General features: G+C 53.6%; 20 protein-coding genes. 15 read left to right on the top strand and 5 right to left on the bottom strand.

Annotated features, from left to right (window positions below; translation table 11 throughout):
- The first annotated feature begins 45 nt into the window (after positions 1-45).
- Positions 46-1275 (top strand): MFS transporter, encoded by a 1230-nt coding sequence (locus tag GQY55_RS09860; RefSeq protein ID WP_236575519.1) that lies wholly within the window; start codon positions 46-48, stop codon positions 1273-1275.
- Between the two features lie 166 nt (positions 1276-1441).
- Here the strand turns inward: GQY55_RS09860 and GQY55_RS09855 are convergent, their stop codons facing one another.
- Positions 1442-2776, bottom strand: a complete 1335-nt coding sequence (locus GQY55_RS09855) for a catalase (protein ID WP_160040802.1) — start codon at positions 2774-2776, stop codon at positions 1442-1444.
- A 324-nt stretch (positions 2777-3100) separates the two neighbouring features.
- Here GQY55_RS09855 and GQY55_RS09850 point away from each other — a divergent pair, with 324 nt between their 5' ends.
- Positions 3101-3433, top strand: coding sequence for an ArsR/SmtB family transcription factor (locus GQY55_RS09850; RefSeq protein ID WP_160040732.1), 333 nt, complete (start codon positions 3101-3103; stop codon positions 3431-3433).
- A 20-nt stretch (positions 3434-3453) separates the two neighbouring features.
- Entirely contained in the window at positions 3454-3963 is a 510-nt protein-coding gene (locus GQY55_RS09845; RefSeq protein ID WP_160040730.1) for an SRPBCC domain-containing protein, read from the top strand.
- Between the two features lie 110 nt (positions 3964-4073).
- On the opposite strand, the gene GQY55_RS09840 is transcribed toward GQY55_RS09845, so the two are convergent.
- The 3 genes from GQY55_RS09840 to GQY55_RS09830 all read right to left on the bottom strand — a co-directional run bounded on the left by GQY55_RS09840 (position 4074) and on the right by GQY55_RS09830 (position 7087).
- A complete protein-coding gene (locus GQY55_RS09840) occupies positions 4074-5408 on the bottom strand; it encodes an MFS transporter (RefSeq protein ID WP_160040728.1) in 1335 nt (444 codons plus the stop codon).
- A gap of 27 nt (positions 5409-5435) precedes the next feature.
- Positions 5436-6155 carry a purine-nucleoside phosphorylase gene (gene deoD / locus GQY55_RS09835; RefSeq protein ID WP_160040726.1) on the bottom strand — a complete coding sequence of 240 codons (720 nt, stop codon included), beginning with the start codon at positions 6153-6155 and terminating at the stop codon, positions 5436-5438.
- Positions 6156-6343: 188 nt separating this feature from the next.
- On the bottom strand, positions 6344-7087 hold the full coding sequence (locus tag GQY55_RS09830) for a GntR family transcriptional regulator (RefSeq protein WP_160040724.1): 744 nt from the start codon (positions 7085-7087) through the stop codon (positions 6344-6346).
- A 262-nt stretch (positions 7088-7349) separates the two neighbouring features.
- Between GQY55_RS09830 and GQY55_RS09825 the strand changes: the two genes are divergently transcribed.
- The 11 genes from GQY55_RS09825 to GQY55_RS09775 all read left to right on the top strand — a co-directional run bounded on the left by GQY55_RS09825 (position 7350) and on the right by GQY55_RS09775 (position 22649).
- Complete coding sequence (locus GQY55_RS09825; RefSeq protein ID WP_160040722.1) at positions 7350-8783, top strand: PAS domain S-box protein; 1434 nt, start codon at positions 7350-7352, stop codon at positions 8781-8783.
- A gap of 90 nt (positions 8784-8873) precedes the next feature.
- Positions 8874-9824 carry an ArsR/SmtB family transcription factor gene (locus GQY55_RS09820; RefSeq protein WP_160040720.1) on the top strand — a complete coding sequence of 317 codons (951 nt, stop codon included), beginning with the start codon at positions 8874-8876 and terminating at the stop codon, positions 9822-9824.
- Between the two features lie 51 nt (positions 9825-9875).
- On the top strand, positions 9876-10709 hold the full coding sequence (locus tag GQY55_RS09815) for a helix-turn-helix transcriptional regulator (RefSeq protein WP_236575518.1): 834 nt from the start codon (positions 9876-9878) through the stop codon (positions 10707-10709).
- A 233-nt stretch (positions 10710-10942) separates the two neighbouring features.
- Positions 10943-11896 carry a glycoside hydrolase family 43 protein gene (locus GQY55_RS09810; protein WP_160040716.1) on the top strand — a complete coding sequence of 318 codons (954 nt, stop codon included), beginning with the start codon at positions 10943-10945 and terminating at the stop codon, positions 11894-11896.
- A gap of 358 nt (positions 11897-12254) precedes the next feature.
- Positions 12255-13985, top strand: a complete 1731-nt coding sequence (locus tag GQY55_RS09805) for an extracellular solute-binding protein (RefSeq protein WP_160040714.1) — start codon at positions 12255-12257, stop codon at positions 13983-13985.
- Positions 13986-14171: 186 nt separating this feature from the next.
- Positions 14172-15146, top strand: coding sequence for an ABC transporter permease (locus GQY55_RS09800; RefSeq protein ID WP_160040712.1), 975 nt, complete (start codon positions 14172-14174; stop codon positions 15144-15146).
- 15 nt (positions 15147-15161) lie between these two features.
- On the top strand, positions 15162-16064 hold the full coding sequence (locus tag GQY55_RS09795) for a carbohydrate ABC transporter permease (RefSeq protein ID WP_160040710.1): 903 nt from the start codon (positions 15162-15164) through the stop codon (positions 16062-16064).
- A gap of 338 nt (positions 16065-16402) precedes the next feature.
- Positions 16403-18187, top strand: coding sequence for a glycoside hydrolase family 2 protein (locus tag GQY55_RS09790; protein WP_160040708.1), 1785 nt, complete (start codon positions 16403-16405; stop codon positions 18185-18187).
- Positions 18188-18217: 30 nt separating this feature from the next.
- Positions 18218-19966 (top strand): glycoside hydrolase family 2 protein, encoded by a 1749-nt coding sequence (locus GQY55_RS09785; protein WP_160040706.1) that lies wholly within the window; start codon positions 18218-18220, stop codon positions 19964-19966.
- 49 nt (positions 19967-20015) lie between these two features.
- Positions 20016-21440: a family 43 glycosylhydrolase gene (locus tag GQY55_RS09780; RefSeq protein WP_160040704.1), complete on the top strand. Its 1425-nt coding sequence runs from the start codon at positions 20016-20018 to the stop codon at positions 21438-21440.
- A gap of 126 nt (positions 21441-21566) precedes the next feature.
- Positions 21567-22649: a glycoside hydrolase family 172 protein gene (locus tag GQY55_RS09775; RefSeq protein ID WP_160040702.1), complete on the top strand. Its 1083-nt coding sequence runs from the start codon at positions 21567-21569 to the stop codon at positions 22647-22649.
- Positions 22650-22837: 188 nt separating this feature from the next.
- On the opposite strand, the gene GQY55_RS09770 is transcribed toward GQY55_RS09775, so the two are convergent.
- A complete protein-coding gene (locus tag GQY55_RS09770; protein ID WP_160040800.1) occupies positions 22838-24409 on the bottom strand; it encodes an ATP-binding protein in 1572 nt (523 codons plus the stop codon).
- 268 nt (positions 24410-24677) lie between these two features.
- Here GQY55_RS09770 and GQY55_RS09765 point away from each other — a divergent pair, with 268 nt between their 5' ends.
- Positions 24678-26372, top strand: coding sequence for a sigma-54-dependent transcriptional regulator (locus tag GQY55_RS09765; RefSeq protein ID WP_160040700.1), 1695 nt, complete (start codon positions 24678-24680; stop codon positions 26370-26372).
- Positions 26373-26537 lie beyond the last annotated feature (165 nt).

The raw sequence follows: 26537 nt of genomic DNA, 5'->3' as shown, positions 1-26537 counted from the left end.
AAAATGATTTTAAATAAACAGGGGAATGGGGGGAAGGAAGCCAATTTGGAGACAAAAGAAAGCCGCAAGCCGGATCCGATCCGGATCGTTGCCATTGTTACGGCATTAAGTTTGCTTGGCGATTCCATGCTGTACATTGCCTTGCCTATTTTTTGGAAGGAGGCCGGGCTTGCGTCGCTTTGGGAGGTCGGGTTTCTTTTATCCATCAACCGTTTCATCCGTTTGCCGGCCAATCCCGTGGTCGGTTGGTTATACCGGCGAATACCTTTAAGGACCGGGCTGATCGTCGCCATCATTTTGGGTGCGTTGACAACGGCCGGTTACGGCGTCGTTAAAGGTTTTGCCGGGTGGGTGCTGTTGCGGTGTTTGTGGGGGATTGCCTGGTCATTTTTTCGCATCGGAGGATTGGCGGCGGTCGTTCGTCATTCCTCTGAACACGGCCAAGGCAAAGCGATGGGGATTTACAACGGCTTGTATCGGACGGGGAGCTTGGCAGGCATGCTGCTTGGAGGCATTTTGGCTCCGGTATTCGGGCTGCAGGCCATTTCCGTTTTGTTCGGGGCAGCTAATTTAGTCGGAATCCCGCTGCTCATGCGCGCTTCAAACCACGGCATTCGCCAGTCTGGCGCCGAAGAACGGGATATAGCCGGAAAACGCCCGTCGGCCCTGCCGAAAAGCCGCATCTGGATGATCGTCATCAGCAGTTTTTTTGTCACGATGTTTATACAGGGCGTGTTCCCTTCAACCCTAAGCACGCTGATCCAATATCAATTCGGCAATCCGATCGGTTTGTTGGGCGTTCTTGTCAGCGTAACGGCCTTATCCGGTCTGCTGCAATCCGTCCGGTGGGTATGGGAGCCTTTTTTGGCGAGCCGGATCGGGCAATGGTCCGACGGCGGCAAAGGGAGAATTCCGCTGCTGATTTATTCGCTGCTGTCGGCTTTTGCGACGTATGCCTTTCTTTCCGTTCATTTTTCTTTTGCCGCTTGGATCATCATTGCGCTTGTATCCATGGCGGCCGCCACTTCTTTGACGACCCTGATGGACGCTTTGGCGGGCGATGTCGCGAAATCCGCCGAATCCATGACGTTCCTGACGTTTTATTCCATGGTTCAGGATATCGGCGCTGCCTTGGGCCCGACGCTCAGCTACTTTTTCATTGCCAAGGAGCATGGCTTCGAATATCTTTATTTCGGGGTATCGGGCATGTTTCTGCTGCTCGCGTTGTTATGGATTCCGGCCTATTTGAAGCAGCGGGCAGCGGCGATGCATTAATGAATTTATGCCGTTGTGTCATGCATCGGACAACGAGAAAAATAGAAAGAGTGTCTTTGTATTGGCATGACAAAAACACCGGATTTGATTTTTTTCCGGTGTTTTTGTTTTTGGTTATGCGCGCAAAACCAACCGAAGCCAGGTTATGCCGCTGCGACGGCCGCAACTACGATTCGATTTGCCGGGCGACTCTTTCGCCCAGTTCCTGTGATGCATGGCTTAGATGACTGAGGACGATGCGCTGCGTTTCAGGGGATATGCCCTTCAGATCGGCGGCAAGGTTATCCACCAGATGGTCCTGCTGCGTCTCCGAAAGGGCGCTGTAAAATTGGCCTGCTTGCGTAAAATCGTCCGGATTGGGCAGATCGGACCGCTCGAGACGTCCTTCCACCGATTTGCCGCTGCCGCTGGTCACCAAGGATGCGGGCGTCCAGTTTTTCTGGTGGTTGACCGGGATATTGCGGAATTCGGGCCCGAGCCGCATGCGCTGCGAATCCCAATAAATGTTGGCCCGCCCCTGCAGCAGCTTGTCGTCCGACAGCTCGGCTCCTTCCAAAAGATTGGATGGGGAAAAGGCTATTTTCTCCACCTGCTCCCTATAGTTATCCGGATTGCGGTCGAGTACCAGACGGCCGACCGGCTGCAAAGGAAATTGCCGCTCATCCCAGAGTTTGGTCGCATCCAGCGGATCGTAAGGAAGATTTGCCGCGTCGTCGGGATTCATCAGCTGCACGTATAGCCCGTAATCGACGTTTTGTCCCGCCGCGATGGATTCATAGAGTTCCTTGCCCGCAATATCGGGATCCTCGCCGGCCAGCCGGGCCGCTTCATGGCGATCGATGTACTTCTCGCCGGCAAAAGGGATCCAGTGGTATTTCACATAGGTGCGGGCGCCTTGCGCGTTTTTCCAGACGTAAGTATTTACGCTATGGCTTTTCATGTGACGGAAGTTTTTTAACGTGCCTATGTCGGAATAGAGCCAGACGAGAAAATGAGTGGCTTCCGGCGTCCCGGCGACGAAGTCCCAAAGTCGTTCGGGATCGGTCAGATTGCTTTTCGGCGAGGGCAGGAACGCTTCGATGAATTCCGGAAAGCGGATGGCATCCCGCACGGAAAATACGGGGATATGATTGCAGAGCAGATCGAACACGCCTTGTTCCGTATAAAATTTCGTGGAAAATCCGCGGACGTTGCGGGATGTGTCCGGGGTGCCTTTCGTGCTGACGGCAAAGGAAAGCCTCACGGTGACGGGAACCCGCTGGCCCGGATTTTGCAGAAAGCAAAGCTTGGTATACGCCGACATGGAATGGACCGTCTGGAAATATCCGAATGCGCCGTATCCTTTGACGTGTACGGGCCTTTCCGGAATTTTGGCATGTATAAAGGTTTCCAGCGTCTCGTGAAGCATGTTGTCCTGCTCCAAAACGGGCCCCCGGTCACCGACGGTCTGCGAATGCAATGATGCCGGCATGTCCTTTGACCAACCGTTATTTTCTTGCATCATTCGGCCTCCCATGTTCAAAGTTTTCGTCCGCTTTACGGCGGATCGGGTTCGATGCAATCATCGCTACACACAGTATATTGCGGTAAGCGGCGATAAAGTCCCCCAAAAACCTTTCCTTTCGTCATTGGCGCAAGGGCGCTGACGTTTGGGGAAACGGATGCGATCCCGTTTTAATATTTTCATTATTCCTTGACAGGAATATTCCTATCGTGGTATATTTTGATCATAGCAAGGGAATACGGATAGAAACGGGGGGCAGGACCGAAATCGGCAGGCGGATGAATTCCGTTGGGCCCATAAAGTAAAAAAGGAACATGAATCATGGAAATCAAGACATTTAGCGCATTAGCCGAACCCAATCGATTGAATATCGTTCAATTGCTGCAGGGCGGCCCTTTGACCGTAGGAGAAATTGCGGATCGTCTGCAGCTTCGCCAGCCGCAGGCCTCGAAGCATTTGCGCGTCCTTTTGGAAGCCGGGCTCGTCGAAGTCGAGGCTGTCGCCAACCGCCGGAACTACAGGCTTCGTCCGGAGCCGTTCCATGAGTTGGACGAGTGGCTGGACGACTACCGCCGAATGTGGGAGGAGCGGCTTGACCAACTGGATCTTTATTTGCAGAAATTAAAGTCCCAAGAGAAGAAATCGGATGGATAAACCCAAGGGAGGATGCAAGGATGTTGAGACAAATGACTTTTCAGGCGGAAGGCAACGTGCTTACTGTCGAGCGTGTTTTTGATGCCCCGCGCGAGCTGGTGTTCAAGGCGTTTTCGCAAGCGGAACATTTGAAGGCGTGGTGGGGACCGCACGGCTGGGACGTGACCGTATGCAACGTGGATTTTCGCGAGGGCGGCCGCTGGCATTATTGCATGAAATGCGTCGACAAAAACCAGGGCGATTTTTATGGATTCGAATCGTGGGGCAAAGCGGTTTACCAAGAGATCGTTGACGGCGAGAAAATCGTGTACATCGATTACTTCTCGGATGCGGAGGGCAATGAAGCGGAAGGAATGCCGGCACCTGTCATCACGTTGACCTTTGAAGAATTCGAAGGCAAGACGAAATTCGTGAACCGAGCCGTTTACGAATCCGCCGAGGCGCTTCAGAAGGTCATCGAGATGGGGATGGAGCAAGGTTTTACGGAGACGATGGACCGTTTGGACGAATATTTGCAGGCGAACCGATAATCGTCATTGGCACGCGGAAGTTCCTTATATTAATAAAGAGGGAGAGGCTGGAATACGCCTCGCCCTCTTTTTCGTTTGGAATATAACGCTGCGGACATAAATGCCCGCCTTTATGCCGTCTCTCTTGTTCTTCCGATCAAAAGCCAGTAAATGAGCAGCGCAGCAACCGTAATGACGGCAAGGACCGACAAGATCATCTTGAACGATACCGATTCGATCATGGCCGCCGAATACGTGATCCCGATCGAGGTGGCGACGTTTAACGTCAAGTTATAAAACCCGATCACGGTTCCCGATTGGCTCGATGGTAGAGCGCTTACACAAGTATCAAGCAACGGCGCGTACATAAAGGCAAAGGAGCCGGAAAAGAGCATCATCGAGATGACGTACACGATCACGGGCCCTCCGTACAGCATTGCCGGTAGAAATAAGCTGAGCGCGATCATAATCATCGCTGCCGATACCGCCTGCTTATTGGAGAGGTATTTGGATATGGTTCCGGCCGATGCGCCCACGAGGACCGCCGTCACGTATCCCGGAATCAACAGCAGCGATATCGTGTCCAGGTGGAGACCGTAAACCTTTTCAAGAAGGAACGGGAACAGGAAGATATAACCCAGCTGCACCGAATAAATAATGAAAGCGACGGCCAGCACCGACACGAATCGTTTGTTTTTGAAAAAGGTTATGTCGATGAAAGAGTTTTTGCTTTTGCTGATATATAAAAGGAACAAAACGACCGCGGCCGCCAGCATGACGATATACAACCCGTTGAAATCCGTGATATACAGCATGACCGAGGTGGCGATCAAAGCGATCAGAAGCAGCCCGATCACGTCGACGCGGCTTTTCTTCGTTTCTTCTTTCGGCAAATACTTCAGGATCAGCGGCAGCAAAATAAGCGACAGCAAAGGAATCAAAAACAATGCCGCCCAGTTCAGATAGGTCGAGACGAACCCGCCTGTAAGGGAGCCGATGACAAGAGACAACGAATAGCTGCTGGTGCTGTAACCAAGGAATCTTTTTTGCTCGTCTTTAGGCAAATGCTTGGCGACGTAAATGACGTAAAGCGTCTCCGCGGAAGCCAGCCCGGCGGTTTGGACGACCCTGGATACAAGCAGCATGGGGAACGAATGCTGAAACGCGAACCCCATGACGGATCCGGCGGTTATGAAGGCGATGCCCGCGGCAAGCAGCGAGCGGATGCTGACGGAGTCGGCCAAGGAGGCGTATACCACGGCGCCGATCCCGATCACGAGACCGGCCAACGTGGCCTGCCAGCTGACGGCCGTCGTCGAAATGCCCAAATCTTTTGCAATCGCGACGGAGACCAGTTTAAACGAATTGTCGATGATCAAGGAAAAAACAAAAAATATGAGCAGAATGGGAACCGCTTTCTTCGCGGAGGAAGCCTTGGTTTCGTGCAAATCCACGGTCGTATTCATCGGTCAACATCTCCTTTCCCGCAACATTTATGCCAGTTCGAGGGCGATTTCCATCATTTTCGTAAAAGAAGTCTGTCTTTCTTCGGCAGACAGGAACTCATGTCTAAAGATGTGGTCGCTTACGGTCAGTATGCAAAGGGCGTTGACGCCGGCGTAGGCGGCATTCAGGTAGAGGCCTGCCGATTCCATCTCGGCGCAGAGGATTCCCATCTTGCTCCATCTTTCCAGTGCGGTCGGATCGACGTTATAGAATATATCGCTTGAAAGAACATTTCCGACATGGACCTGCTGGCCTTTTGCGTCGGCGATCTTTTTGGCTTTTTCAAGCAAGTCGAAAGATGCCGTAATGGAATAATGCCCCGGAAGGTGAAATTGATGCATGTAATTGGAATCGGTTGCAGAACCCATGGCCAAAACGATGTCGTTCAGATGCAGATGATCTTGAATGGCTCCGGCGGATCCGATCCGGATCAGGTTTTTGACGCCAAACACGTGAATGAGTTCCCAGGAATACAAACTCATGCTGGGCGTACCCATTCCCGTCCCCATGACGGATATCCGTTTGCCGTTATACGTGCCCGTAAAACCAAGCATACCGCGGACCTCGTTGAACTGGACGACATCCTCAAGGTAGGTCTCGGCGATGAATTTGGCTCGCAAAGGATCGCCCGGGAGGAGAATCGTTTCGGCGATTTCGGCTCCGTTCGGCTTGATATGAGGGGTTTCGATAGGTGCTTGCGTGTTCATGGTCTCATTCTCCTTATAACAACTTTTTTAGTTGTATAGTATGTTGTCTAATTTGTACTTTGATAAAATACCACACAAACGACCTGGATAGCAACTAAAAATTACGGCGACGAAGCGCCGGTGCCGGAAGGAGAAGAACAAAAAACGGCATCAACCTGAAAGGAAGATGCCGTTACCGGAATGAATGCTTATTTGGTTGCGTTGATTTTCATGACGCTGGACTCTTCGGGAATATAGAACTTATTATAGAGGACCGGATGATGCTGGTCATTGACGTACAGGCTTTCCAGGATCAAGTCGCACTGGTCGGCTCCTCCGGCGATGATGTATTTTTGCGAAGGGGAATTGATCGCACTCGAACGCTTGATTTCAAGCGTAGCGGAGTGGGCCGTTTCGTACACTTTATTTTCGAGAAAATCCAGGAGCTGGTCGGTGTCCTGCAAATCCAAATTCAATTCCGAGACGGTCTCGATCGCCATGAACGTAAAGGCAAAAGCGACGGCGATGCCTTTGCTTTTGTACCATCGTTCGATGGCGACGACGGCGGCGGCCTTGCGGTTCAAAATTTCCTGCGTATATTCGCTCTCCAAATCCAGCCGGAAATCCAATTCGATCCGGTCGATGGGTTCGGACAGGCATTTATGGATCGGATTCCCGATTTTCTCCAAACCCGCCGTTTGGTTCGCTTGCCGATGTCTGGTGACGAAACTTCCTTTGCCATGAACGCTCTTGACCAATCCGTCATCCTGCAAAAGGGCCAAGGCCTGTCTCAGGGTCATCCTGCTTACTTTGAATGTTTTGGCCAGTTCCGTTTCCGTCGGCAGCTGGCTGTCGCAAGGATAGGTGCCGTTCATGATCTGTTTATATAATTCGTCGTAGACCTTGATATATAACGGTTTTTTTTCTTTGAATCCTGCCTGGTTGACTTCCATTTTTTCACACCCATAACGATTAATTGTGCTGCCATTCTCTGCAGGTGCATTCCCAGCCGATGATGGCGCCGTTTCAAGCTCGACCCAACCTTGCGATTATTATAACATGGCCGGGCCGAATTGAAATCGGTCGCCTTCCTCCGCTGCCGGTTCATTTTTCCGCAATCCCGCCGCTTTTAAATTTTTTTCCGGAAGGATGCCGGTGTTCGACCGTCGAATGAAGTGTAAATATTTTATTATTGGCCGATGGGAGTGGATGCAGATGGGGAAACCGCCGTGTGAATTCTTGGAGTATTCTTCCGCGGAACTGATCGAAATGTTGTCCGAGCAGCAGGGCATGACGTTTAAAGTCAAAAAAATAGATGGACGGTTCATACATACGTTTTGCAGCGGGCGGCTGTTATCCAAAATTGGCTTGACTCCTCAGGAGGTCACGGGAAAAGAGCTGAAGGACTTCTATCCCGCCGACATAGCCGCCCACAAAGAATCATTTTACCGGGATGCATGGCATGGGAAGGAAGGGATCATTTACGAAAGCGTGTTTCACGGCGTATTTTATCTGGTGTCTCTGCAGCCCGTCAAAAGATTCGGAAAGGTCGTCGAAGTGATCGCCTCCTGCGTCGACATTACGGAACTGAAGAGCCGCGAACAAGAGCTCCGGGAAACGAAAGAACTGCTGGAATCGTTATACGAAAGCTCCGTCGACGGCATTTGCATTATGGATACCGACGGCAAAGTCATTCGGATAAACCATGCTTTCGAGAAAATTTACGGCTGGTCGGAAGGCGAACTGCTCGGGAAGCAGGCGCCCATGTTTCCGGCCCATCTGGAGAACCGGTTCGAGGAAATTTTCAAGCATCTGCATAATGAGAAAGTGATCCATTTTGAAACCGTGAGGCCGCGAAAAGACGGCGAAACCATTCATGTTTTTTTGACGCTTTCCCCCATCAAAGACGCCAAGGACGACATCATCGCCATCACCGGCATTACCCGGGATATATCCGAACAAAAAAAATCGGAGGACTTTTACCGGAAAGCCGATAAATTGAATGCCGTCGGCCAATTGGCCGCGGGACTTGCGCACGAAATCCGGAACCCGCTGACCTCGCTGCGCGGATTTTTGCAAATCATGCAATCCGGGCGGGTGAACAAAGAGGAATATTTCGACATCATGCTGTCCGAAATCGACCGGATCAACAGCATCGTGAACGAATTTTTAGTAATAGCGAGACCGTACCAAACCAGCTTCCAAAAACAAAATCTCGTCCGTATTTTGCAAAGCGTCGTCACCTTGCTGGAGGCTCAGGCCGCGCTGAACAACATCGAGATCAGGATGGAGGTTGAAGCACGCATTCCCTTGGTCGAATGCTCGGAAATGGAAATCAAGCAGGTATTCGTAAACGTATTAAAAAACGCCATTGAGGCGATGCCGCACGGAGGCGTGATCCGCATTATTGCCCTCTTGCAGGAAAGCGGCGTCCTGATCCGATTTATCGATCAGGGCGTCGGCATTGGCGAAAACCAATTCCCGCGATTGGGCGAGCCGTTTTTCACCACCAAGGAAAAGGGGACGGGGCTTGGCCTGATGATGTGCTACAAAATCATCGGCGATCATAAAGGCGAAATCAACATCAACAGCGCCCTCCACGAAGGAACGACGTTCGACATCATTCTGCCTCTAACAGATGGTTCATGACGGTTTTGCCCGTCAGGCGCGCGTCATTGTCATGGCGCGGATTATTCAGTAAAATTGTTGTAATTTAATTGTATAAAGGAGAGCGGACTCGTGCTGGAACTTAGCTTTAACGATCCGGAAAGGCTGGTGAGCGTCACCCATGCCTTGTCGACCCGTTCCCGGATTGACATTCTGCAGCTGCTGCATACCAAAAAGCTCAACGTGATCGAAATCGCCGAAGCGCTGGACTTGCCCGTGTCGACCGTGGCGAATCACGTGAAGGTGCTGGAAGCGGCCAAGCTGATACATACGGAAATGCTGCCGGCTTCCCGCGGAGCCATGAAGGTCTGCAGCCGCAATTATGACGGCATTTTTATCGCTTTGAACCGCTTCAAATCGCTGTCCATGAGCGATATGAACAACTACGAGGTCGAAATGCCCATCGGCCATTACAGCGACTGCGAAGTGGCGCCGTCCTGCGGCATGGCCAGCGCCGAGAGCATGATTTTGAAGGAGGACGACCCGGCAAGCTTTTATCATCCGAAGCATATCGACGCACAGATCATTTGGTTTGCCAAAGGGTACGTGGAATACCTGCTGCCGATGGACATCCCCGAGGGCGCCTATATCGAGTCGCTGGAGCTGTCGATGGAGATGTGCTCCGAGGTTCCGAACTACAACGATGAATGGCCGTCCGATATTTCGGTTTGGGTCAACGGCGTCGAAATCGGGATGTGGACAAGCCCGGGCGATTTCGGCGACCGCCCCGGCAAGCTGAACCCGGAGTGGTGGTATGACTGGTCAACGAAGTACGGGCTTTTGAAAACCTGGCGGGTAGACAATGAGAAAACGACGCTGGATATGGAGAAGGTATCCGACGTCACGCTGCGGCAGTTGAATTTGTCGGAAAGCCCCAAGCTGCGGCTGCGCATCGGGATTCGTCCGGACGCGGCAAACCAGGGCGGCGTCAACCTGTTCGGCCGCGAATTCGGGGATCACGAGCAGCATATTCGGATGTACGTCAAATACGCGATGGCTTCAGGCCGGGAGGAAGAAAACTGAAGCCAAAGCAGCCAAGCAAAGCCATGCCTGAAAGGATTGCGGGAGATGGATATGAATGAGTTGCAGTTCATTGTCAGCATCGAGCGCTTCAAACCCCATATGTTTCATTTGGAGCAGGGAGAAGGCCTTTTTATGTCGCATGCGCATGCAAGCGATGAGTTGACGCTTGTTTTGGAAGGAGAGGGGTTCTACAGCTCGGCTGAACAGAATATCAAGGTAACCGCGGGAGACCTGATCCTGATTCCTCCCGGTCTGCATCACGGTTTCGTGAGCACCGAGCCTTGGCAGGGCATTTCCGTGCACTTTAACCATGACAAGCTGCCGGTGCACTGCCGGCATTTGTTTGCGGCCCGTGAAAGCAATCCGCATCGAATTCAGTGGGCCCATCTGAATGGAGACCGGCTTCGCTGGGCGGATATGTGCTTGTCGCAGCTGGAAATGGAATGGAAGTCAGGCGAGCCGGGAATGGATGCGTATAATTTGATGCGGCTCGCGCTCGAGACGACGCTGACGCTCTTTCAGCGAAGCCGGGCGGAAGAGCTGCCGGCACCAAACGGCGCAAACGACCGGAACATCATTCAGGAAGTGCTGAAGGAGATCCATTCCCGTTACTATACCGCGCTGACCGTCAGCGAGCTTGCCGCGCGGCATTACTTGTCCGAAAGCAATCTCCGCAAAAAATTTACCGAAGCCGTGGGCGTCTCGCCCAAGCAATACATCATCAATATGCGGCTGACGGAAGCGAAGCGGCTGCTGCGTCATACCGACAAAGCGATCGAGACCATTTCCTCCGAAGTCGGATTCACCTCCTCCAGCCGGTTTTACGATTCCTTCGTGAAGTCGGTCGGCGTGACGCCGCTCGAATGGCGAGTACAGGCGCGTTGAATAGACATGAACCAGAACCGTCCCGGGGCGGTTCTTTTTTTCGACCGTCGAAATCGATTCAAGGTGATTCTTTTTTTGCAGGAAATCAAATCGATATCGCAATTGATTGGCTTCGCGGCCACCCGGATAATAGAAATGGAAGGGGGGCATGATCCTGATCAAGAGATCCAAAGGCCTCGGCTTTAGCGATCAGCCTGAACATGGGACGAAGAGAAAGGAGAGATGGGGAAGCGATGACCGATTCCACGACATTCCGCAATCCGGTGGCGGCCGGGTCGGCCGATCCTTGGGTGTACAAGCATGCGGACGGATTTTATTATTTCATGTGCACTAGGGGAGACCGGTTGGAACTGAGCCGATCGGCCCGTCTGAGCGAAATCGCCAAGGGGGATCGAACGGTGATATGGATACCTGAGCCGGGAGGGGCATACAGCCATGAGCTATGGGCGCCGGAAATCCACTATCTGAACGAAAAATGGTACGTCTATTTCACGGCGAGCGGCGGAGGCGGCGACGCGACCCGGCGGATCTGTGTACTGGAAAACGAAAGCGCGAATCCCATGCAAGGACAGTGGGTGTGGCGCGGCGCGTTGCAGACGCCGGTTCCGGGACTGGACGGCACCGTGATGAAGCTGGGGGGAGAACTTTATTTTTTGTATGCCGGATACGGGCATTTTCCCGATTACGGCTCGGCCGTCTATATTATGCGCATGGCGGGTCCGACCGAGTTGACCGGCGGGCATGCGCTTCTGACGGCGCCGACACTGGCCTGGGAGAAGCAGGGGGGCATGGCCATTAACGAAGGTCCGGTCGTGCTTCGGCGCAATGGACGCCTGTTTTTGGTCTACTCGGCAAGCACGACCTGGTCCGAGGATTATGCGCTGGGCATGCTGACCATGGACGAAGGGGCCGATCCGATGCTTCCGTCTTCCTGGAGCAAATCGCCGGAGCCCGTTTTCCGCAAGAGCGTGGAGAATAAGGTGTATGCCACGGGGCATAACAGCTTCACGACATCCCCGGACGGCCGGGAGGACTGGATCGTCTATCATGCATTGTCCGCACCCGGGGAAGATACCGCTTTACGGGCGACGCGCATTCAAAAATTCGGGTGGAAACCGGACGGCACGCCGGATTTTGGGATACCCGCCAGCGATGAGCACGCTCTCCCGCTCCCTTCAGGCGAATAGGACAAGCGGAGGGGCGGGTTTTGCCAGGCCTATAGTTACAAGAAAATTGTAACAGTTAGACTTTTTTATATAGTTCTAAATGGGTGATCTGTGCATGTTTCATTAGCTTAAACAAACTCTTCTTTGCTAAATTGGCCTTATTCACCAAAGGTTTATCCATCTGGAATATGTTATCTCGTATATTTTTTATTCGAAGTGCATTTGAATTATCAAAATATTTTATTACAAAAAATCAAAATGAAAGCGTTGACAGTACATCGCGGCAAAATTATACTTTGTGTGAACATACAGGAAATGGAAAATGAGGCAATACGAGAGGTCGGGTATTATTCCAAAATCGATATGCGGGGGGATTTGCATGGGGAAAATCACGAAACGGCTTTTAAGTTTGCTGGTGGTGTCGTCGATCGTCATTTCGACCGCTGCTTGCAGCGGCAGCAAGGACGAATCGGCGGAAACGGCCACGCCGGAGACGGAGGTCGCCAACAAGGAGAAGGTGGAGTTCAAGGACATCAGCACGAACATCCGGGGCAACAAAACGCCGACGCAAGAGCAAAAAGACGAAGTCAATAACACCATGAACGATACGTATTTGGGAGATTTGTTCGAACAGAAGATTCCTCAAGACTACTCGGCTTATCCCTACAAAAAGGACGTTACTCTGAACGTCTGGATGCCCGCCGATCCTCAAATCCCGGACATGAACAATCATGCGGTGCAGAAGCAGGTCGAAAAGCTGACCGGCATCAAGGTCAATTTCATTACCCCGCCGGTCGGTCAGGAAGCGGACGCATTTACGCTCATGATTTCCTCCGGCGAGCTGCCGGACATCATCATCAATCCCGAACGTTATCCGGGCGGACTTGAAGCGGGCGTCAACGACGGCGCTTACTTGGATCTGACGGACAAAATGGAGAAATACGCTCCGAACTATACCGCATGGCGGAATTCGGACGAAACGAGAAGGAAAACGACGGTGACGGACAGCGGCAAGCTGCTTGGGTTTTACGGCATCGCCCCTTATTCGGAATGGACTTGGTTCGGGATGCTGATCAAGAAGGAAGCGCTCGAAAAGACGGGGATGGAAGTGCCGAACACGATCGAAGAATGGCATGCGTTTTTGAAAAAATGCAAGGAAGTCGGCTATAGCGAGCCGCTGAACTACGGATCGACGTACGGCCAAATCTTCACCGGCATCATCAACGGGGCGTTTGGCGTGTGGGATTGGACCTTCCTTGACGGCAACGGAAAGGTGGCGTGGGGACCGGCCCAGCCGAAGGCCAAGGAATATTTGGCCACCATGCAGCAATGGAACAAGGAAGGGCTCCTGAACCGCGATTGGGCAACCGCCGACTTCAACCAGCGCATGGCGAGCGCCATCTCGGGCAAAACCGCGGTCATGATGGACTCTCCCGATACGATGTGGAGCTACTGGAAGCAGCAAAACAACATCGATTTCGTAGGGGCGCTGAATCCGGTCTTGAATGCCGGGGATCAATCCGCGACCACGTATAAAAATTTCAAAAGAACCGGCCGCGCGGCCGCGATCACGACCAAGTGCAAGGACGTCGAGGCAGCCATGGCGTGGCTTGATTTCAACTACAGCAAAAAAGGCTGGGAGATCTTGAACTACGGCGAATACGGCACGATGCATTTGATCGACGAAAACGGCAAGCCGTATTTCCCGGAGGACAGCTATATTTACAAAGATCCGGACGGACAGCCCGTAGCGACGACGCTCCTCAAATACCGCATGCACAGCTGGCCGGATATCCGCGACGAGCATAACTCCAATCCGCTGATCGTCGCCAAAGGAAGTTATTCCGGCGAAATCCGGAAATATTGGACGGAGAACATGGACACGAGCATGGCCGTGCCGCCGATCACGTTTACGCAGGAGGAAGCTTCGCGCGAGGCGGAACTGGGCAATCAGCTGTCGACGCTGCGGGGCGAATATTTCGCCAAAATCATCATGGGCGAGCTGCCGGTTGACGCTTACGACAAGTTTTTGAGTGAAGCCAAAAAAATGGGCTTGGACGAGTTCCTGAGCATCCATCAGGCCGCTCTTGACCGCTATAACCAGAGATAGCGACGGGCAGGGAAGCCGGTGCATGCGTGCGCCGGTTTCTCTCAAGGCCGAGCCGTCTGCGGTCGCCGCGGATGGCTCGGACCTTCATCGCCGTCCAATCAGGGAATGGCCGTCCGCCGAAGGAAATCGCTTGTGCTGGAATCGGAGAAAGAGGAAGACGAAGAGATGCGAAGGAGGGGCAGAACGATGGTGGTTTTACGGAAAAACAGGGAACATGGCCGCGGCATGACGGCGCCCAGCCCCAAACGGAAGACCGGGCATGTGATCAAAAAGGACTTCAGAAAGAACTGGTTCGTCTACATGCTCGCCGTTCCCGTGGTCGCATGGTTTCTGGTCTTTTGCTATGGACCGATGTGGGGCATATTGATCGCCTTTAAGGATTACAAGCCGCTGCTCGGGTTCGCCGACAGTCCGTGGGTGGGTTTAAAGCATTTTATCGATTTTTTTGAAGGGCCATATTTTTGGAGGATCGTTAAAAACACGCTCCTGCTGAACGTGTGGGGGATCGCGTTCGGATTCACCGCTCCGATCATTCTGGCGCTGATGCTGAACGAGGCGCGGGACGGCAAGTTCAAAAAGACGGTGCAGACCATTACTTATATGCCTCACTTCATTTCGCTCGTGGTCGTTTGCGGCATGATTCATATCTTCACGGCGGACGAGGGCATCATCACCCAGATTTTGCAGTTTATCACGGGCAAGGATTACTCGTCGCTGCTCGGATATTCGTCCATGTTCAGGGCGATCTATACGTTTTCGGGCATCTGGCAGAGCATCGGCTGGGAAAGCATCATTTACCTGGCCGCGATGAGTTCGATCGATCCGGCCCTGTACGAAGCGGCCGAGATCGACGGCGTCGGAAGAATAAAGAAGATGTGGCATATCACGCTGCCTCAGATCAGTCCCGTGATCGTCATCTTGTTTATTTTTGCCATCGGCGGGCTCATGTCGTCCGGTTATGAAAAGATCATCCTTCTTTATAATCCGCTGACCTACGATACGGCGGACGTCATCGCATCGTATGTGTACCGCCGGGGCTTAAGGGAGGCCAGCCTGAGCTATTCCACGGCGGTAGGGCTGTTCAGCTCCGTGGTGAACTTTGCCCTGCTCTGGGCGACGAACCGGATCGCAAGGCGAAACTCCGAAGTCAGCTTGTGGTAGGAAGGAGACCAAAAAATGAGAAAGCGCAAAACGTTCGGGAACCGGGTATTCGACGTCGTCAACTACGTGCTGCTGACCATGCTGACGGTGGCTTGTCTATATCCGATCCTGCATATCATATTTGCGTCCTTTAGCGATCCGGCCAAGCTTGTCGCCCATAAAGGCCTGCTGCTGAAACCGCTTGGCTTTACGCTTGACGGCTACAAGCTGATTTTCAAGGACAACAGCCTGCTCGTCGGATATAGAAACACGATGATTTACGTCGGCTTGGGCACGCTCGTCAACATGGTGATGACCGTTCTGGGCGCGTATGTTTTATCCCGCCGCGATCTCTATTTCAAAAACATCATCATGATCGTCATCACGGTGACGATGTTTTTCGGCGGCGGCCTGATTCCGTGGTTCCTGCTCATGAAGGATATCGGCTTGTACAACAATTTATGGGCCATGATCCTGCCGACGGCGCTCAGCACCTGGAACATGATTATTCTGCGGACGGGATTCCAGGCGATTCCGCTGGAGCTGGAGGAGGCGGCGACGATCGACGGCGCGAGCCAGGCGCGGATTCTTTGGAACGTCATCCTGCCGCTGTCGAAGGCTACGCTGGCGGTCATCTTCCTTTATTATCTGGTCGGCAACTGGAATTCATGGTTTAACGCCATGGTGCTGCTGAAGGACCGGAACCTGTTCCCGCTGCAGCTGCTGATGAAGGAAATTTTGGTGGCGAACGATTCGACCGCAACGACGATGGGCAGCGCCGGCGGCGTGGTCATCGACAGCGCGGGCAGCTCCACCGCGTACCGGGAGCTCGTGAAGTACTGCATGATCGTGGTCTCGACGATCCCGATTCTGCTCGTGTACCCGTTCCTGCAAAAGTATTTCGTCAAAGGTGTATATGTAGGCTCAATAAAAGGCTAGGTGCGCGAAAAGAGCTTCAGAACAGAGGCGCAGGCCAAACGGCATGTTCCGAAAAACATGACCGTCTGGCCTATGTCTGCTGCTTCATGCGGATGCGGGACATGAATACCCTGTCCGTCGCTGCCGAATTACCTGCCGAACAGGCAGGCGCCGCCGGTAATCCGCTCATCCACCTCCGGCAGGAAACGGACGTGGATCATTTAGATAACTATTTAATTAATCAAATAATAATTTCGTTGACTATATATCACGTTTATTTTAATATCTACGTGAGAATTCAGTGACTCATTCTAAAATAATTAATTAACTTTCTAGTTAACCAAAGGAGCGAATGGCACATGGGGGAACAATGCAGCAAAGCGCCGCCGCGCCCGGAATATCCCAGACCGCAATTTATGCGGCAGGAATGGGTCAGTTTGAACGGAGCGTGGGCATTCGAGTTTGACGATGCAGTCGTCGGGGAGGACGAACGATGGTATTTGGAAAATAAAGCCGGTTCGTTTACGAAGGAAATACAGGTCCCCTTTACATTTCAAAGCGAACTGAGCGGCATCGGCGACCCGTCATTCCATGATGTCGTCTGGTACCGGCGGGGCTTCGACGTTCCGGCGGACTGGAGGGGAAGGCGGATCATGCTCCATTTCGGCGCCGTGGATTATGCGGCGAAGGTGTGGGTGAACGGCCATCTGGTGGCCGTGCATGAGGGAGGCCATACGCCTTTCCAAGCGGATATTACGCCTGCGCTCGCCGATCATGGCAACATCCTCGTGGTCAAAGCGGAGGATTTCAGCCGGGACGTGACGCTGCCGAGGGGAAAGCAGTACTGGCAGGAGCAATCGGCAAGCATTTTTTACACGCGCACGACCGGCATCTGGCAAAGCGTATGGCTGGAGCCGCTGGCGCCGGCCCATCTGGACAAGATCAAGCTTACGCCGGACATCGACCGCAATGAAATCCGGTTATCCACCTTCGTGCAGGGCTGGAAGCCGTCCGGCGATTTAAGGCTGCAGGTGACCATAACTTTCCAAAGCGAGGCGGTGGCGGAGGATCAGTACTTCGTCAACCATGCGGAGGAGACGCGGTCGATCGGGCTGAACGATTTCATGGATCATGGGCAGGGGCGTTTATGGAGCCCGGAGAAGCCGAATTTATACGATATCCGGCTCCGCCTGATGCAGGGCGAAGAGGTGCTGGACGACGTGACGAGTTATTTCGGCATGCGGAAGGTGTCCATCCAGGACGGTATCCTGTGCCTGAATAACCGCCCATATTTTCAAAGGCTGGTGCTGGACCAAGGGTATTTTCCGGACGGAATCCTCACCGCGCCTTCCGACGAAGCGCTGCGGCGGGACGTCGAGCTCGCGAAATTGATGGGCTTCAACGGCGCAAGAAAACATCAGAAAACCGAAGATCCCCGGTTCCTTTATTGGTGCGACAAGCTCGGGCTGCTGCTGTGGAGCGAGGCGGCGAACGCTTACGATTATTCGGCAGCGTATGTGCGCCGCTTCACCCGGGAATGGCAGGAGATTATGGACCGCGATTACAACCATCCGTGCATCGTGGCCTGGGTTCCGCTGAACGAAAGCTGGGGCATTCCGAACGTTCTGGTCGATCGGCGCCAGCAGCAGCACGGTCTGGCAATGTACCATCTGACGAAGTCGCTCGACGACACGAGGCCGGTCATTTATAACGACGGCTGGGAGCATATGACCACGGATCTCGTCACGATCCATGATTACGAGAGCCGCCGGGAAGTGCTGGAGGAACGATATGCTTCGGCGGCCGCCGCGGTGGAAGCGATGCCGGCTCGACGGCGGATTTTCGTCGGCGGGGCGTCCTATCAGGGCCAGCCGATCCTGGTGTCCGAATTCGGCGGCATCGCCTACAAAAAAAGCGATTGGGATGGCTGGGGATATTCCGGCGCCGAAAATGAGGAGGATTTCCTGCAAAGGCTCCGGGCGGTTGTCGCTCCGATGTTCTCATCCCCGGTGATTCAGGGATACTGCTATACCCAGCTGACGGACGTGGAGCAGGAGATCAACGGCCTGCTCACCTACGACAGGCGGCCGAAGGCGCCGCTGGAGGAGATCCGCCGCATTATGGAAGGCAACGCTGACTTATAACATAAATCTATGCGAAAAGGAGTTTTTTCAATGGAATCCAACGTCATGATCCCCCGTCCCGAATACCCGCGTCCGCAATGGGTGCGCGACCGCTGGCTGAATTTGAACGGCGCCTGGCAATTTGAAATCGATCACGGCAAAAGCGGGAAGGAACGCGGCTATCATCGGCCGGAGCATGCGCTCAAAGGAACGATCACCGTCCCGTTTTGTCCGGAAAGCAAGCTGTCCGGCGTGGAGTATAAAGACTTCATGGCCGCGGTTTGGTACAAGCGGGAATTCACCTTGCCGAAGGATTGGATGACCGGCAGGATCCTGCTTCATTTCGGCGCGGTCGACTACGAAACCGAGGTGTGGGTGAACGGAACCTCCGTCGGAACGCATCGCGGCGGGTATTCCTCGTTCAGCTTCGATATTACCCCGCATGTCAAGGAAGGCGCCAACATCGTGACCGTCTGCGCGGAGGACGACGTCCGCTCGGGACGGCAGCCGCGCGGCAAGCAGAGCGGAAGCTTCCATTCGCAAGGCTGCGACTATACGCGCACGACGGGCATTTGGCAAACCGTATGGCTTGAGCAGGTGCCTGAAGCCTATCTGTCGGACATGAAAGCGGTGGCTGATCCGGCCAATGCCTGCGTGCATCTGGAAGTGAAGGTCAGCGGCAGCGCCTCCGGCGCGCAGCTTAAGGCTTCCGCCTTTTTTGACGGAAAAGCCGTCGGGAAAGCAGCGGCCGTGGTGCAAGGGCCATGCGTCAAGTTGACCTTGCCTTTATCGGAAGTTCATTTGTGGGAGGCGGGCAACGGCCGGCTGTACGACCTGAAGCTGACGCTCGGCCGGGAGGGCCTGACGGTCGACGCGGTCGATTCGTATTTTGGCCTGCGGACGGTGCGGCTGGACGGCATGGCGTTCCGGATCAATGAGAAGTCGGTGTTCCAGCGGCTTGTGCTGGATCAAGGCTTTTACCCGGACGGCGTCTATACCGCGCCGACGGACGAGGATTTGCGGAAGGATATCGAAATTTCGATGGGTCTCGGATTCAACGGCGCAAGACTCCATGAAAAAATGTTCGAGCCGCGCTTCTTGTATTGGGCCGACCGGCTCGGTTACCTCGTTTGGGGAGAGCATGCCAACTGGGGGCTGGATATTACCACGACCGCAAGCTTATCGCGGTTTTTGCCTGAATGGATGGAAGGCGTGGAGCGGGATTTCAATCACCCGGCGATCATCGGCTGGTGCCCGTTCAACGAGACTTGGGACCGGGACGGCGCCAAGCAGGACGACGAGGTGCTGCGCATCGTGTACGAGACGACGAAGCGGCTGGACCCGACGCGTCCGGTGATCGATACCAGCGGCAACTTCCATGTCGTGACGGATATTTTTGATCTCCATGATTACGATCAGAATCCGGAGACGTTCCGGGCCAGATACGAACCGATGAAAACCGGCGGAGAAGTGTATAACACGTTTCCGAACCGGCAGACCTACGGCGGGCAGCCTTATTTCATCAGCGAATACGGCGGCATTTGGTGGAACCCCGACCAAAAGGACGACAAGGCATGGGGTTACGGCGACCGGCCGACATCCATCGATGCGTTCCTCAAGCGGTACGAGGGATTGACGAGCGCCCTGCTCGATCACCCGATGATGTTCGGATTTTGTTATACCCAGCTGTATGACGTCGAGCAGGAAGTGAACGGGCTGTATACCTACGACAGACGCCAAAAGTTCGATCCGGAAGTGATCCGCCGCATCAATTCCCGCAAAGCGGCCATTGAAGACTAAGGCGAACGTCGCGGTTTGAGCTTACATCCCGAGAGGAGGATGCTTGAACATGAAGGCCGCTGTGCGCAATCCGCTGCTGCTGGCGTCATGCATGCTGCTGCTCGTTCCCATGGGGCAGGTCGCGGAGCCGGATTCCAGCCGGAATGATTTCTATAACGTCGTCATGCAGGACGGAGCGGATCCCTGGGTTTACAAACATACGGACGGTTTTTACTATTTCACGAAAACGACGGGCGGCAACGTCACGATCTGGAAATCGTCCCGGTTGACGACGATCGACGCGGCGCCAACGAGGGTCGTCAACACGGGCTGCTGCAATATATGGGCTCCCGAGCTTCATTATATCAACGGGGCTTGGTATATCTATTACGCCAAGGATGACGGCGACAACGCCAATCACCGCATGTACGTGATGGAAAATACGTCGGCGGACCCGACGCAGGGAACCTGGCAGGATAAGGGTCGGATCGCCGACCCTACGAATAAATGGTCCATTGACGGCACCGTGCTGCAGACAGGCGGCCAGCTCTATTTTATATGGTCGGGCTGGGAGGGGGATGTCAATGTTAGCCAAAACTTGTATATCGCCCATATGAGCAATCCGTGGACGATCGACTCGGACCGCGTTGAAATCGCCAGGCCGACTTACCCGTGGGAAACCAACCACACGCCTTATGTCAACGAAGGCCCGCAGGTTGCCGTACGCGGCGGCGTCATCAACCTGGTGTACTCGGCGAGCGGAAGCTGGACGAACGACTATTGCCTCGGGCTCATTACGGCCAACGTGTCAAGCGATTTGCTGGATCCGGCCTCTTGGACGAAACGCAGCCGGCCGATTTTCGCTTCGGGAGGCGGGCTTTACGGTCCGGGACATCATTCGTTTACCCAGTATCCCGACGGAACCGAGGACTGGATCGTGTACCATACGGCCAAATTCAGCGGCGCCGGCTGGAACCGGGAGATCCGGATGCAGAAATTCACATGGCATGCCGACCATACGCCGAATCTGGGCGTACCGGCCGATCCCAACGTTCCGATTCCGCTGCCTTCGGGCGAAGGGCCGCGTATCCGCATCGAAGCAGAACAAGGGACGTTCGGCGGAGCGGCATACGCTTTGCAAAGTCCGAACGGATCGGGCGGCATGAAGGCCGGGCATATCGATACGCCGGACAGCTACGTGGAATTTGCCGTTAACGTGCCGAAAGCGGGCGAATATATATTGATGGCGCGAACCGCCAATGGAACGGACGGAGGGGGATGGTCCCATTTTCGGCTGGCCGTCAATTCCGGCATTCCGAGCCCTTTGTCCATCGCGAATAAAGGCTGGGAGAACTGGGGGCTGTCCACGGCGCGCATCCAGCTCCTAGCGGGCAGCAACAGCATCCGTTTTTCCAAAGGCGCAGGTTACGGGGAAATCGACTTTTTCGACATCCAACCGGCCGACGAAATCAGTCGTACGAAAGAAAAGGATTAGGAATAGGCAGGAGGGAGGAATGAAAGAACATTTCGCCCGGCTGTCTTCTTTCGAGCCGATCATAGGTTCAACTTTATATGGCATATAGGCTGGGATGAGGCGAACATACTCAAAGGAGGATGCGGAATGCACGGATTTAACGGACTTGGCATGGGGCTTGGGAGTTTGCCGCAATTGTCGGATGCCCGGACAAGGTCGATCAGTCCCGAGAATTTTACCGGTGCCAAAGGCAAAGGGGGCATGGCGGCGGAAGGGACGGGAGCGGCTTGCGCGCGCGATTTGGGCGTCGGCTGGAAAGTGTCGCCGTCGGTCGAAATCGAGCCGGGGTCGACGTTGACGATGGCGGACATCGAGGGGCCGGGAGCGATCCAGCATATATGGCTGACCTGCTTTCCGACGTTTTGGCGCAACCTCATATTCCGCTTTTACTGGGATGATGAGGACCAGCCCTCCGTCGAGGTGCCGGTCGGCGATTTCTTTTGCAACGGTTGGCAGGAGCGGACGAACGTGAACTCGTTTCCCGTCGCCGTCAATCCCGCCGGCGGCATGAACAGCTATTGGATGATGCCGTTTCGGAAAGCCGCGAAAATCACGATGGAAAATGCCTCGGCGGAAAAAGCGGTGCTTTATTACCAAGTCAATTACACCTTGACCGAAGTGCCTGAGGATATGGCGTATTTCCATGCGCAGTGGAGAAGAAGCAACCCGGTGCCTTATCGGGAAGTGCATACCATTCTCGACGGCGTCAAAGGGAAGGGGCATTACGTCGGAACCTACCTGGCTTGGCAGGTCAACAATAACGGCTGGTGGGGAGAAGGGGAAATCAAGTTTTATATGGACGGAGACCGGGAGTTTCCGACCATTTGCGGAACGGGTACGGAGGATTATTTCGGCGGTGCCTGGAACTGGGAGCATCCGGCCGGACAATATTCCACGTATTCGACGGCGTTTCTCGGCATGCACCAGCTCATCAAGCCCGACGGCTTGTACCGCAGCCAGCAGCGCTTCGGCATGTACCGCTGGCACGTCATGGATCCGATCCGCTTCGAGCGGGATTTGAAGGTCACGATCCAAGATCTCGGCTGGCGTTCCGGGCACCGTTATTTGCCGCAGCAAAGCGACATTGCCTCCACGGCGTTCTGGTACCAATCCGAACCGCATCACGATTTTCCGCCGCTGCCGGACAATGACGGCCGGGAGGTTGTCTAAGGCGTGCGCTTCCCCGGCATAGATTCGATTTCTAGCAAAGGAAAACCCGGACTCCATGGAGCCGGGTTTTTTGTCCCCCCAATCCTCCCGCGTTCGGGAATAACGACGCCGCATGAACGCGGTTGAAAGGCCCGTTTCGTTCCGGCAACGGCATCCCGAAGCATGATGCTTCAAACGAACGAAATCATCTACATGCTCAGTGCAGTTCCTGAAGGCGGCAGCATCTCGTGGTTTGAATGAATGTCCCGCATCGAATTCGCAAGGTAATCAGCCAGCGCTTGCTGCAGGGTTCCTTTGGTCACGGCTTTGGCTTCAAAGGACAGGCCGTTTCGGATCATCATTTTGACGGTTTCCGGCCGGAGCCCCGTAATGATCGTTTTGCAGCCCATCATTTTAATGCCGTCGATCAGGTTGATCAGCCGATGGATCACCTCCGGTTCAATCCCGATGACGCCCGACAAATCAATGATGAGCATCTGAATGTTTTCCCTGCCGATTTGATCTATAACCTTTTCTTCCATAATATCGGAGCGGATGTTATCGATCGAGCCGATCAGCGGCAGAATTGAGATCGATTGGCTAAGCGGGATGAAAGGTACCGACAGCTCCATAACCATCTCCCTTTGGCTCCGGATCAAATTGTCCTTGAATTGGGAATAACTCATGAAGAAGTGGCTGAGAAAAAGATCCAGCAGCTCGTTGATCTGCTTTTCCAAACCGTAAAAATCTTCCTTGCTTGACGTTTTGCCGTTGATACGGTCATAGTTGTACAGAAAATCCCACATGACGCGGCGTACGGCCTGAATCCACTCCAGTTTGAAGGCGAGGGTCAGCGAATGTTTCGCCCAGGTGATGCCCTCCGCTTTAGCGAAAGAAATCACCTCGTATTCTTTGCCTTCGACGATGTACAACACCAGTTTATGGGCGTTGTCCAGAAGGTTGATATTTCCGATCTCGAGAATCTCGTTGATTTTATCCTTGACGGTGACCGCTTCGATCTGCAGCCGCTGTTCGAACATGTCCCGGTTATGCCGGAAAAAATCGGTTAGATTGACGCCCTTGAACGTATCCAGTTCCAAACGATTCACCTCTTTTTTACTTTTGGTGCTTGTCTCCTTCGGAAAAACGATGGTAAACCGGGTCCCGACACCTTCCTCGCTTTTTACAGACACCACCCCGTTGTGCTGATAGGCGACGGAAAATACGAGCGTGAGTCCCATGCCCGTGCCGTTTTCTTTCGTGGAAAAAAAGGGAGTGCCCAACATGTCCAGCTTTTCTTGGGGGATTCCGCTGCCGGTATCTTCTATGTACACGGATATTTCGTCTTCGGACGCATGATGGCCGATTTTAATGGTGCCTTGATCGGGAATCGCTTCAAACGCGTTTTTGATCAAATTGAAAAACATCTTCTTCAACTGATTCCGTCTGCCGGAAATAAAATTCCCCGGATCCCGGAGGTCCATTAATACTTCTACCCGATAAAACTGATCTTGAAACAGCTGAATGATCGATTCCAGCTCCACGGTCAAATCAATCGGTTCGGTGGACTCGTTCTCCAAATCGGGTTTGGATACTTGTAGTAAGTTTTGCAGGATTTCGATGGCATTTTCCAGTTCGGATTGCGCGATGTCGATGTAGCTTTCGTCGTTTTTCTCCTTCAGAAGTTGAAGGAAACCTTTGACGGCCGTCAGAGGATTTTTCACCTCGTGAGCGATGCCGGCCGCGATTTGTCCGACGGAAGCCAATTGTGTCAAATGCATGTCTTCTTTTTGCTGCGAATGGTATCGTTCCACCGTTTATCAGCCCTTTCTTGCCGAGTGTTCATGATATCATCTTAATATATCTTCAAAGTCAAAGGTACAAAATATAATTCAGGGCTTCGAGCCGCCTTCTTAGCGGCATGCATGAAAGGTTTGCGGCGTCCGCCGAGCCGGTGGACCCTGCGCAGGGCTTGCTTCCGTTGTGCCGTCCCGGATGATATGCTAGGGGGAAAGCGACTAATTTGAATGGATATAGGTGTGGATAAAAATGACGATCAAAGCTCTGTTCGTAGCCCCTTATGCGGCGATGGAGAATTTAATAGAAGAATGCGGGAAGCAGCAGCGGGACCTCGAGCTGACGGTTCGCACCGGCAATTTGCAGGAAGGCGTCAAGCTGGCGAAGCAGGCCGAAGCCGAAGGTTTCGATTGTATCATCAGCCGGGGCGGAACGGCGAAGCTGATCGGCGAAGCGGTGGATATCCCTGTCATCGACGTTCGCGTGTCCGGCTACGATATGCTCCGGGTGCTGACGCTCGCCAACGATTTTCCGCGGAAAAAGGCGATCGTGGGATTTCCGGCGATAACCGGAGGAGCCAAAGCCATCGTCGATCTGCTCGATATTTCGATCGATATGTTTACGATCCGGGACGAAAGCGAAACGGAAGCCCTTTTGCGGCAGTTGAAGGAAGACGGCTATCAGCTGATCATGGGCGACGTGGTCACGTTCGAGACGGCATCGCGGCTTGGCTTGCTCGGGATTTTGATTCAATCCGGAAGGGAGTCCATCTTTGACGCTTTTAAGGAAGCGGCGACGGTATCCAGATGGCTGTCGAAAAGCAGGCGGGAGATCGAGCGGTTAAAAGGCGTTTTGCAGGCTGCGGCGCAGGACCTGATGGTGCTGTCGGAGAGCGGGGATGTCGTGTATGAGCAGTGGAAGGCGTTCGGCGCCAGACCTGAAATCAACGTTCCGATCGAAAAAAGCCCGGATAACAATGGCGCAGGCCGGGAGGTCATCCATGCCGCCGATCCGGACGGGCAACCCGTCAAAATCGTCAGAACGCGAACCGTCATCGGCGAAACCGCGTACTGGCTTTGCGAATTTTACAGGCAGCCGCTTCATCTGGAGGCAGGGGACGCCATGCAGGTCCATACGGAGCCGGCACCGCTCATCATTCACCAAAGCGAAGCCATGAATGCATGTTTGACGATGCTCGGCCGCAGCTTAAAGTACGACCAGTTTGTTTTTATCGGCGGAAAAGGCACGGGGAAAAAGATGCTGGCGCGGTATTTGCATGATCAAAAAACGCAAGGAGACGGATATTTCGCTTCGGTGAGGGCGGCGGATTTGCCTGAGCTTGGCCCGGAGGAGATTGCCGCGGAGGTTCGTACTATTTACGTGTATGCCTTTGACCGCCTGGAGCGCGGCTGGCAGGAGGGCGAATGGCGAACAATCAGGGAGCTGAGGAAGCGGGGCGTGACCCTCGTTTTTGGCATGACTGAGGAAGAGGTTTCCGGGGAAAATAGGATTTACGAAGATGAAATCATCCATGTGCATGTCCCTGCCCTCGCCGAGCGGAAAGCGGATTTGAAGGAGCTTGTCACGGCGCTGCTGCTGCATTTCAGCCAAACGCTCGGCACCTCGGCGATCCGCATGTCGGAAAAAGCTTTGCGGCTGCTTGCGGATTACCGCTGGCCCGGCAACGTCTCCGAACTGAAAGCGCTGCTGCAGGAGGCGGTCATCCTTGAAAAAGGGTACGTGATCGATGAACCGCTGGTTGACCAACTGCTTAGCCGAAAAGGAGCAGAATCGGGAGCTTCCCCCGACCTGTTGAGCGGTACGCTTGACCAAATCGAGAAGAAAATCATCGAAAAGGTTCTGGAGGAAGAGGGCTTCAACCAGACGAAAGCCGCCAAGCGGCTGCAAATCAACCGCTCGACGCTTTGGCGCAAGTTGAAAAACTAAAATATTCCAAAAACATCTCTTTGATTGTTTAAAAATGCAACGTTTTTGATATGTTACAAATTAACATGTCGAAAACTGTTGCATTTTATTTTGTAAGCGATTAATATAATGAACGAAAACGCAATCATTTAAAGAAATTGTTGCAAAATAAAACATAGGAGATGA

It is taken from the genome of Paenibacillus sp. USDA918EY, from assembly GCF_009870825.1.
GTDB classification, from domain to species: Bacteria; Bacillota; Bacilli; order Paenibacillales; family Paenibacillaceae; genus Paenibacillus_AQ; species Paenibacillus_AQ albilobatus.
This window is presented reverse-complemented; position numbering and strand designations above follow the sequence as displayed.

Coding starts and splice junctions, on each gene's coding strand:
- GQY55_RS09855 (WP_160040802.1), bottom strand. CDS start 2,776: ATGCAAGAAAATAACGGTTGGTCAAAGGACATGCCGGCATCATTGCAT.
- GQY55_RS09790 (WP_160040708.1), top strand. CDS start 16,403: ATGGGGGAACAATGCAGCAAAGCGCCGCCGCGCCCGGAATATCCCAGA.
- GQY55_RS09780 (WP_160040704.1), top strand. CDS start 20,016: ATGAAGGCCGCTGTGCGCAATCCGCTGCTGCTGGCGTCATGCATGCTG.
- GQY55_RS09810 (WP_160040716.1), top strand. CDS start 10,943: ATGACCGATTCCACGACATTCCGCAATCCGGTGGCGGCCGGGTCGGCC.
- deoD (WP_160040726.1), bottom strand. CDS start 6,155: ATGAACACGCAAGCACCTATCGAAACCCCTCATATCAAGCCGAACGGA.
- GQY55_RS09825 (WP_160040722.1), top strand. CDS start 7,350: ATGGGGAAACCGCCGTGTGAATTCTTGGAGTATTCTTCCGCGGAACTG.
- GQY55_RS09845 (WP_160040730.1), top strand. CDS start 3,454: ATGTTGAGACAAATGACTTTTCAGGCGGAAGGCAACGTGCTTACTGTC.
- GQY55_RS09765 (WP_160040700.1), top strand. CDS start 24,678: ATGACGATCAAAGCTCTGTTCGTAGCCCCTTATGCGGCGATGGAGAAT.
- GQY55_RS09805 (WP_160040714.1), top strand. CDS start 12,255: ATGGGGAAAATCACGAAACGGCTTTTAAGTTTGCTGGTGGTGTCGTCG.
- GQY55_RS09795 (WP_160040710.1), top strand. CDS start 15,162: ATGAGAAAGCGCAAAACGTTCGGGAACCGGGTATTCGACGTCGTCAAC.
- GQY55_RS09785 (WP_160040706.1), top strand. CDS start 18,218: ATGGAATCCAACGTCATGATCCCCCGTCCCGAATACCCGCGTCCGCAA.
- GQY55_RS09770 (WP_160040800.1), bottom strand. CDS start 24,409: ATGCATTTGACACAATTGGCTTCCGTCGGACAAATCGCGGCCGGCATC.
- GQY55_RS09830 (WP_160040724.1), bottom strand. CDS start 7,087: ATGGAAGTCAACCAGGCAGGATTCAAAGAAAAAAAACCGTTATATATC.
- GQY55_RS09815 (WP_236575518.1), top strand. CDS start 9,876: ATGAATGAGTTGCAGTTCATTGTCAGCATCGAGCGCTTCAAACCCCAT.
- GQY55_RS09850 (WP_160040732.1), top strand. CDS start 3,101: ATGGAAATCAAGACATTTAGCGCATTAGCCGAACCCAATCGATTGAAT.
- GQY55_RS09800 (WP_160040712.1), top strand. CDS start 14,172: ATGGTGGTTTTACGGAAAAACAGGGAACATGGCCGCGGCATGACGGCG.
- GQY55_RS09840 (WP_160040728.1), bottom strand. CDS start 5,408: ATGAATACGACCGTGGATTTGCACGAAACCAAGGCTTCCTCCGCGAAG.
- GQY55_RS09775 (WP_160040702.1), top strand. CDS start 21,567: ATGCACGGATTTAACGGACTTGGCATGGGGCTTGGGAGTTTGCCGCAA.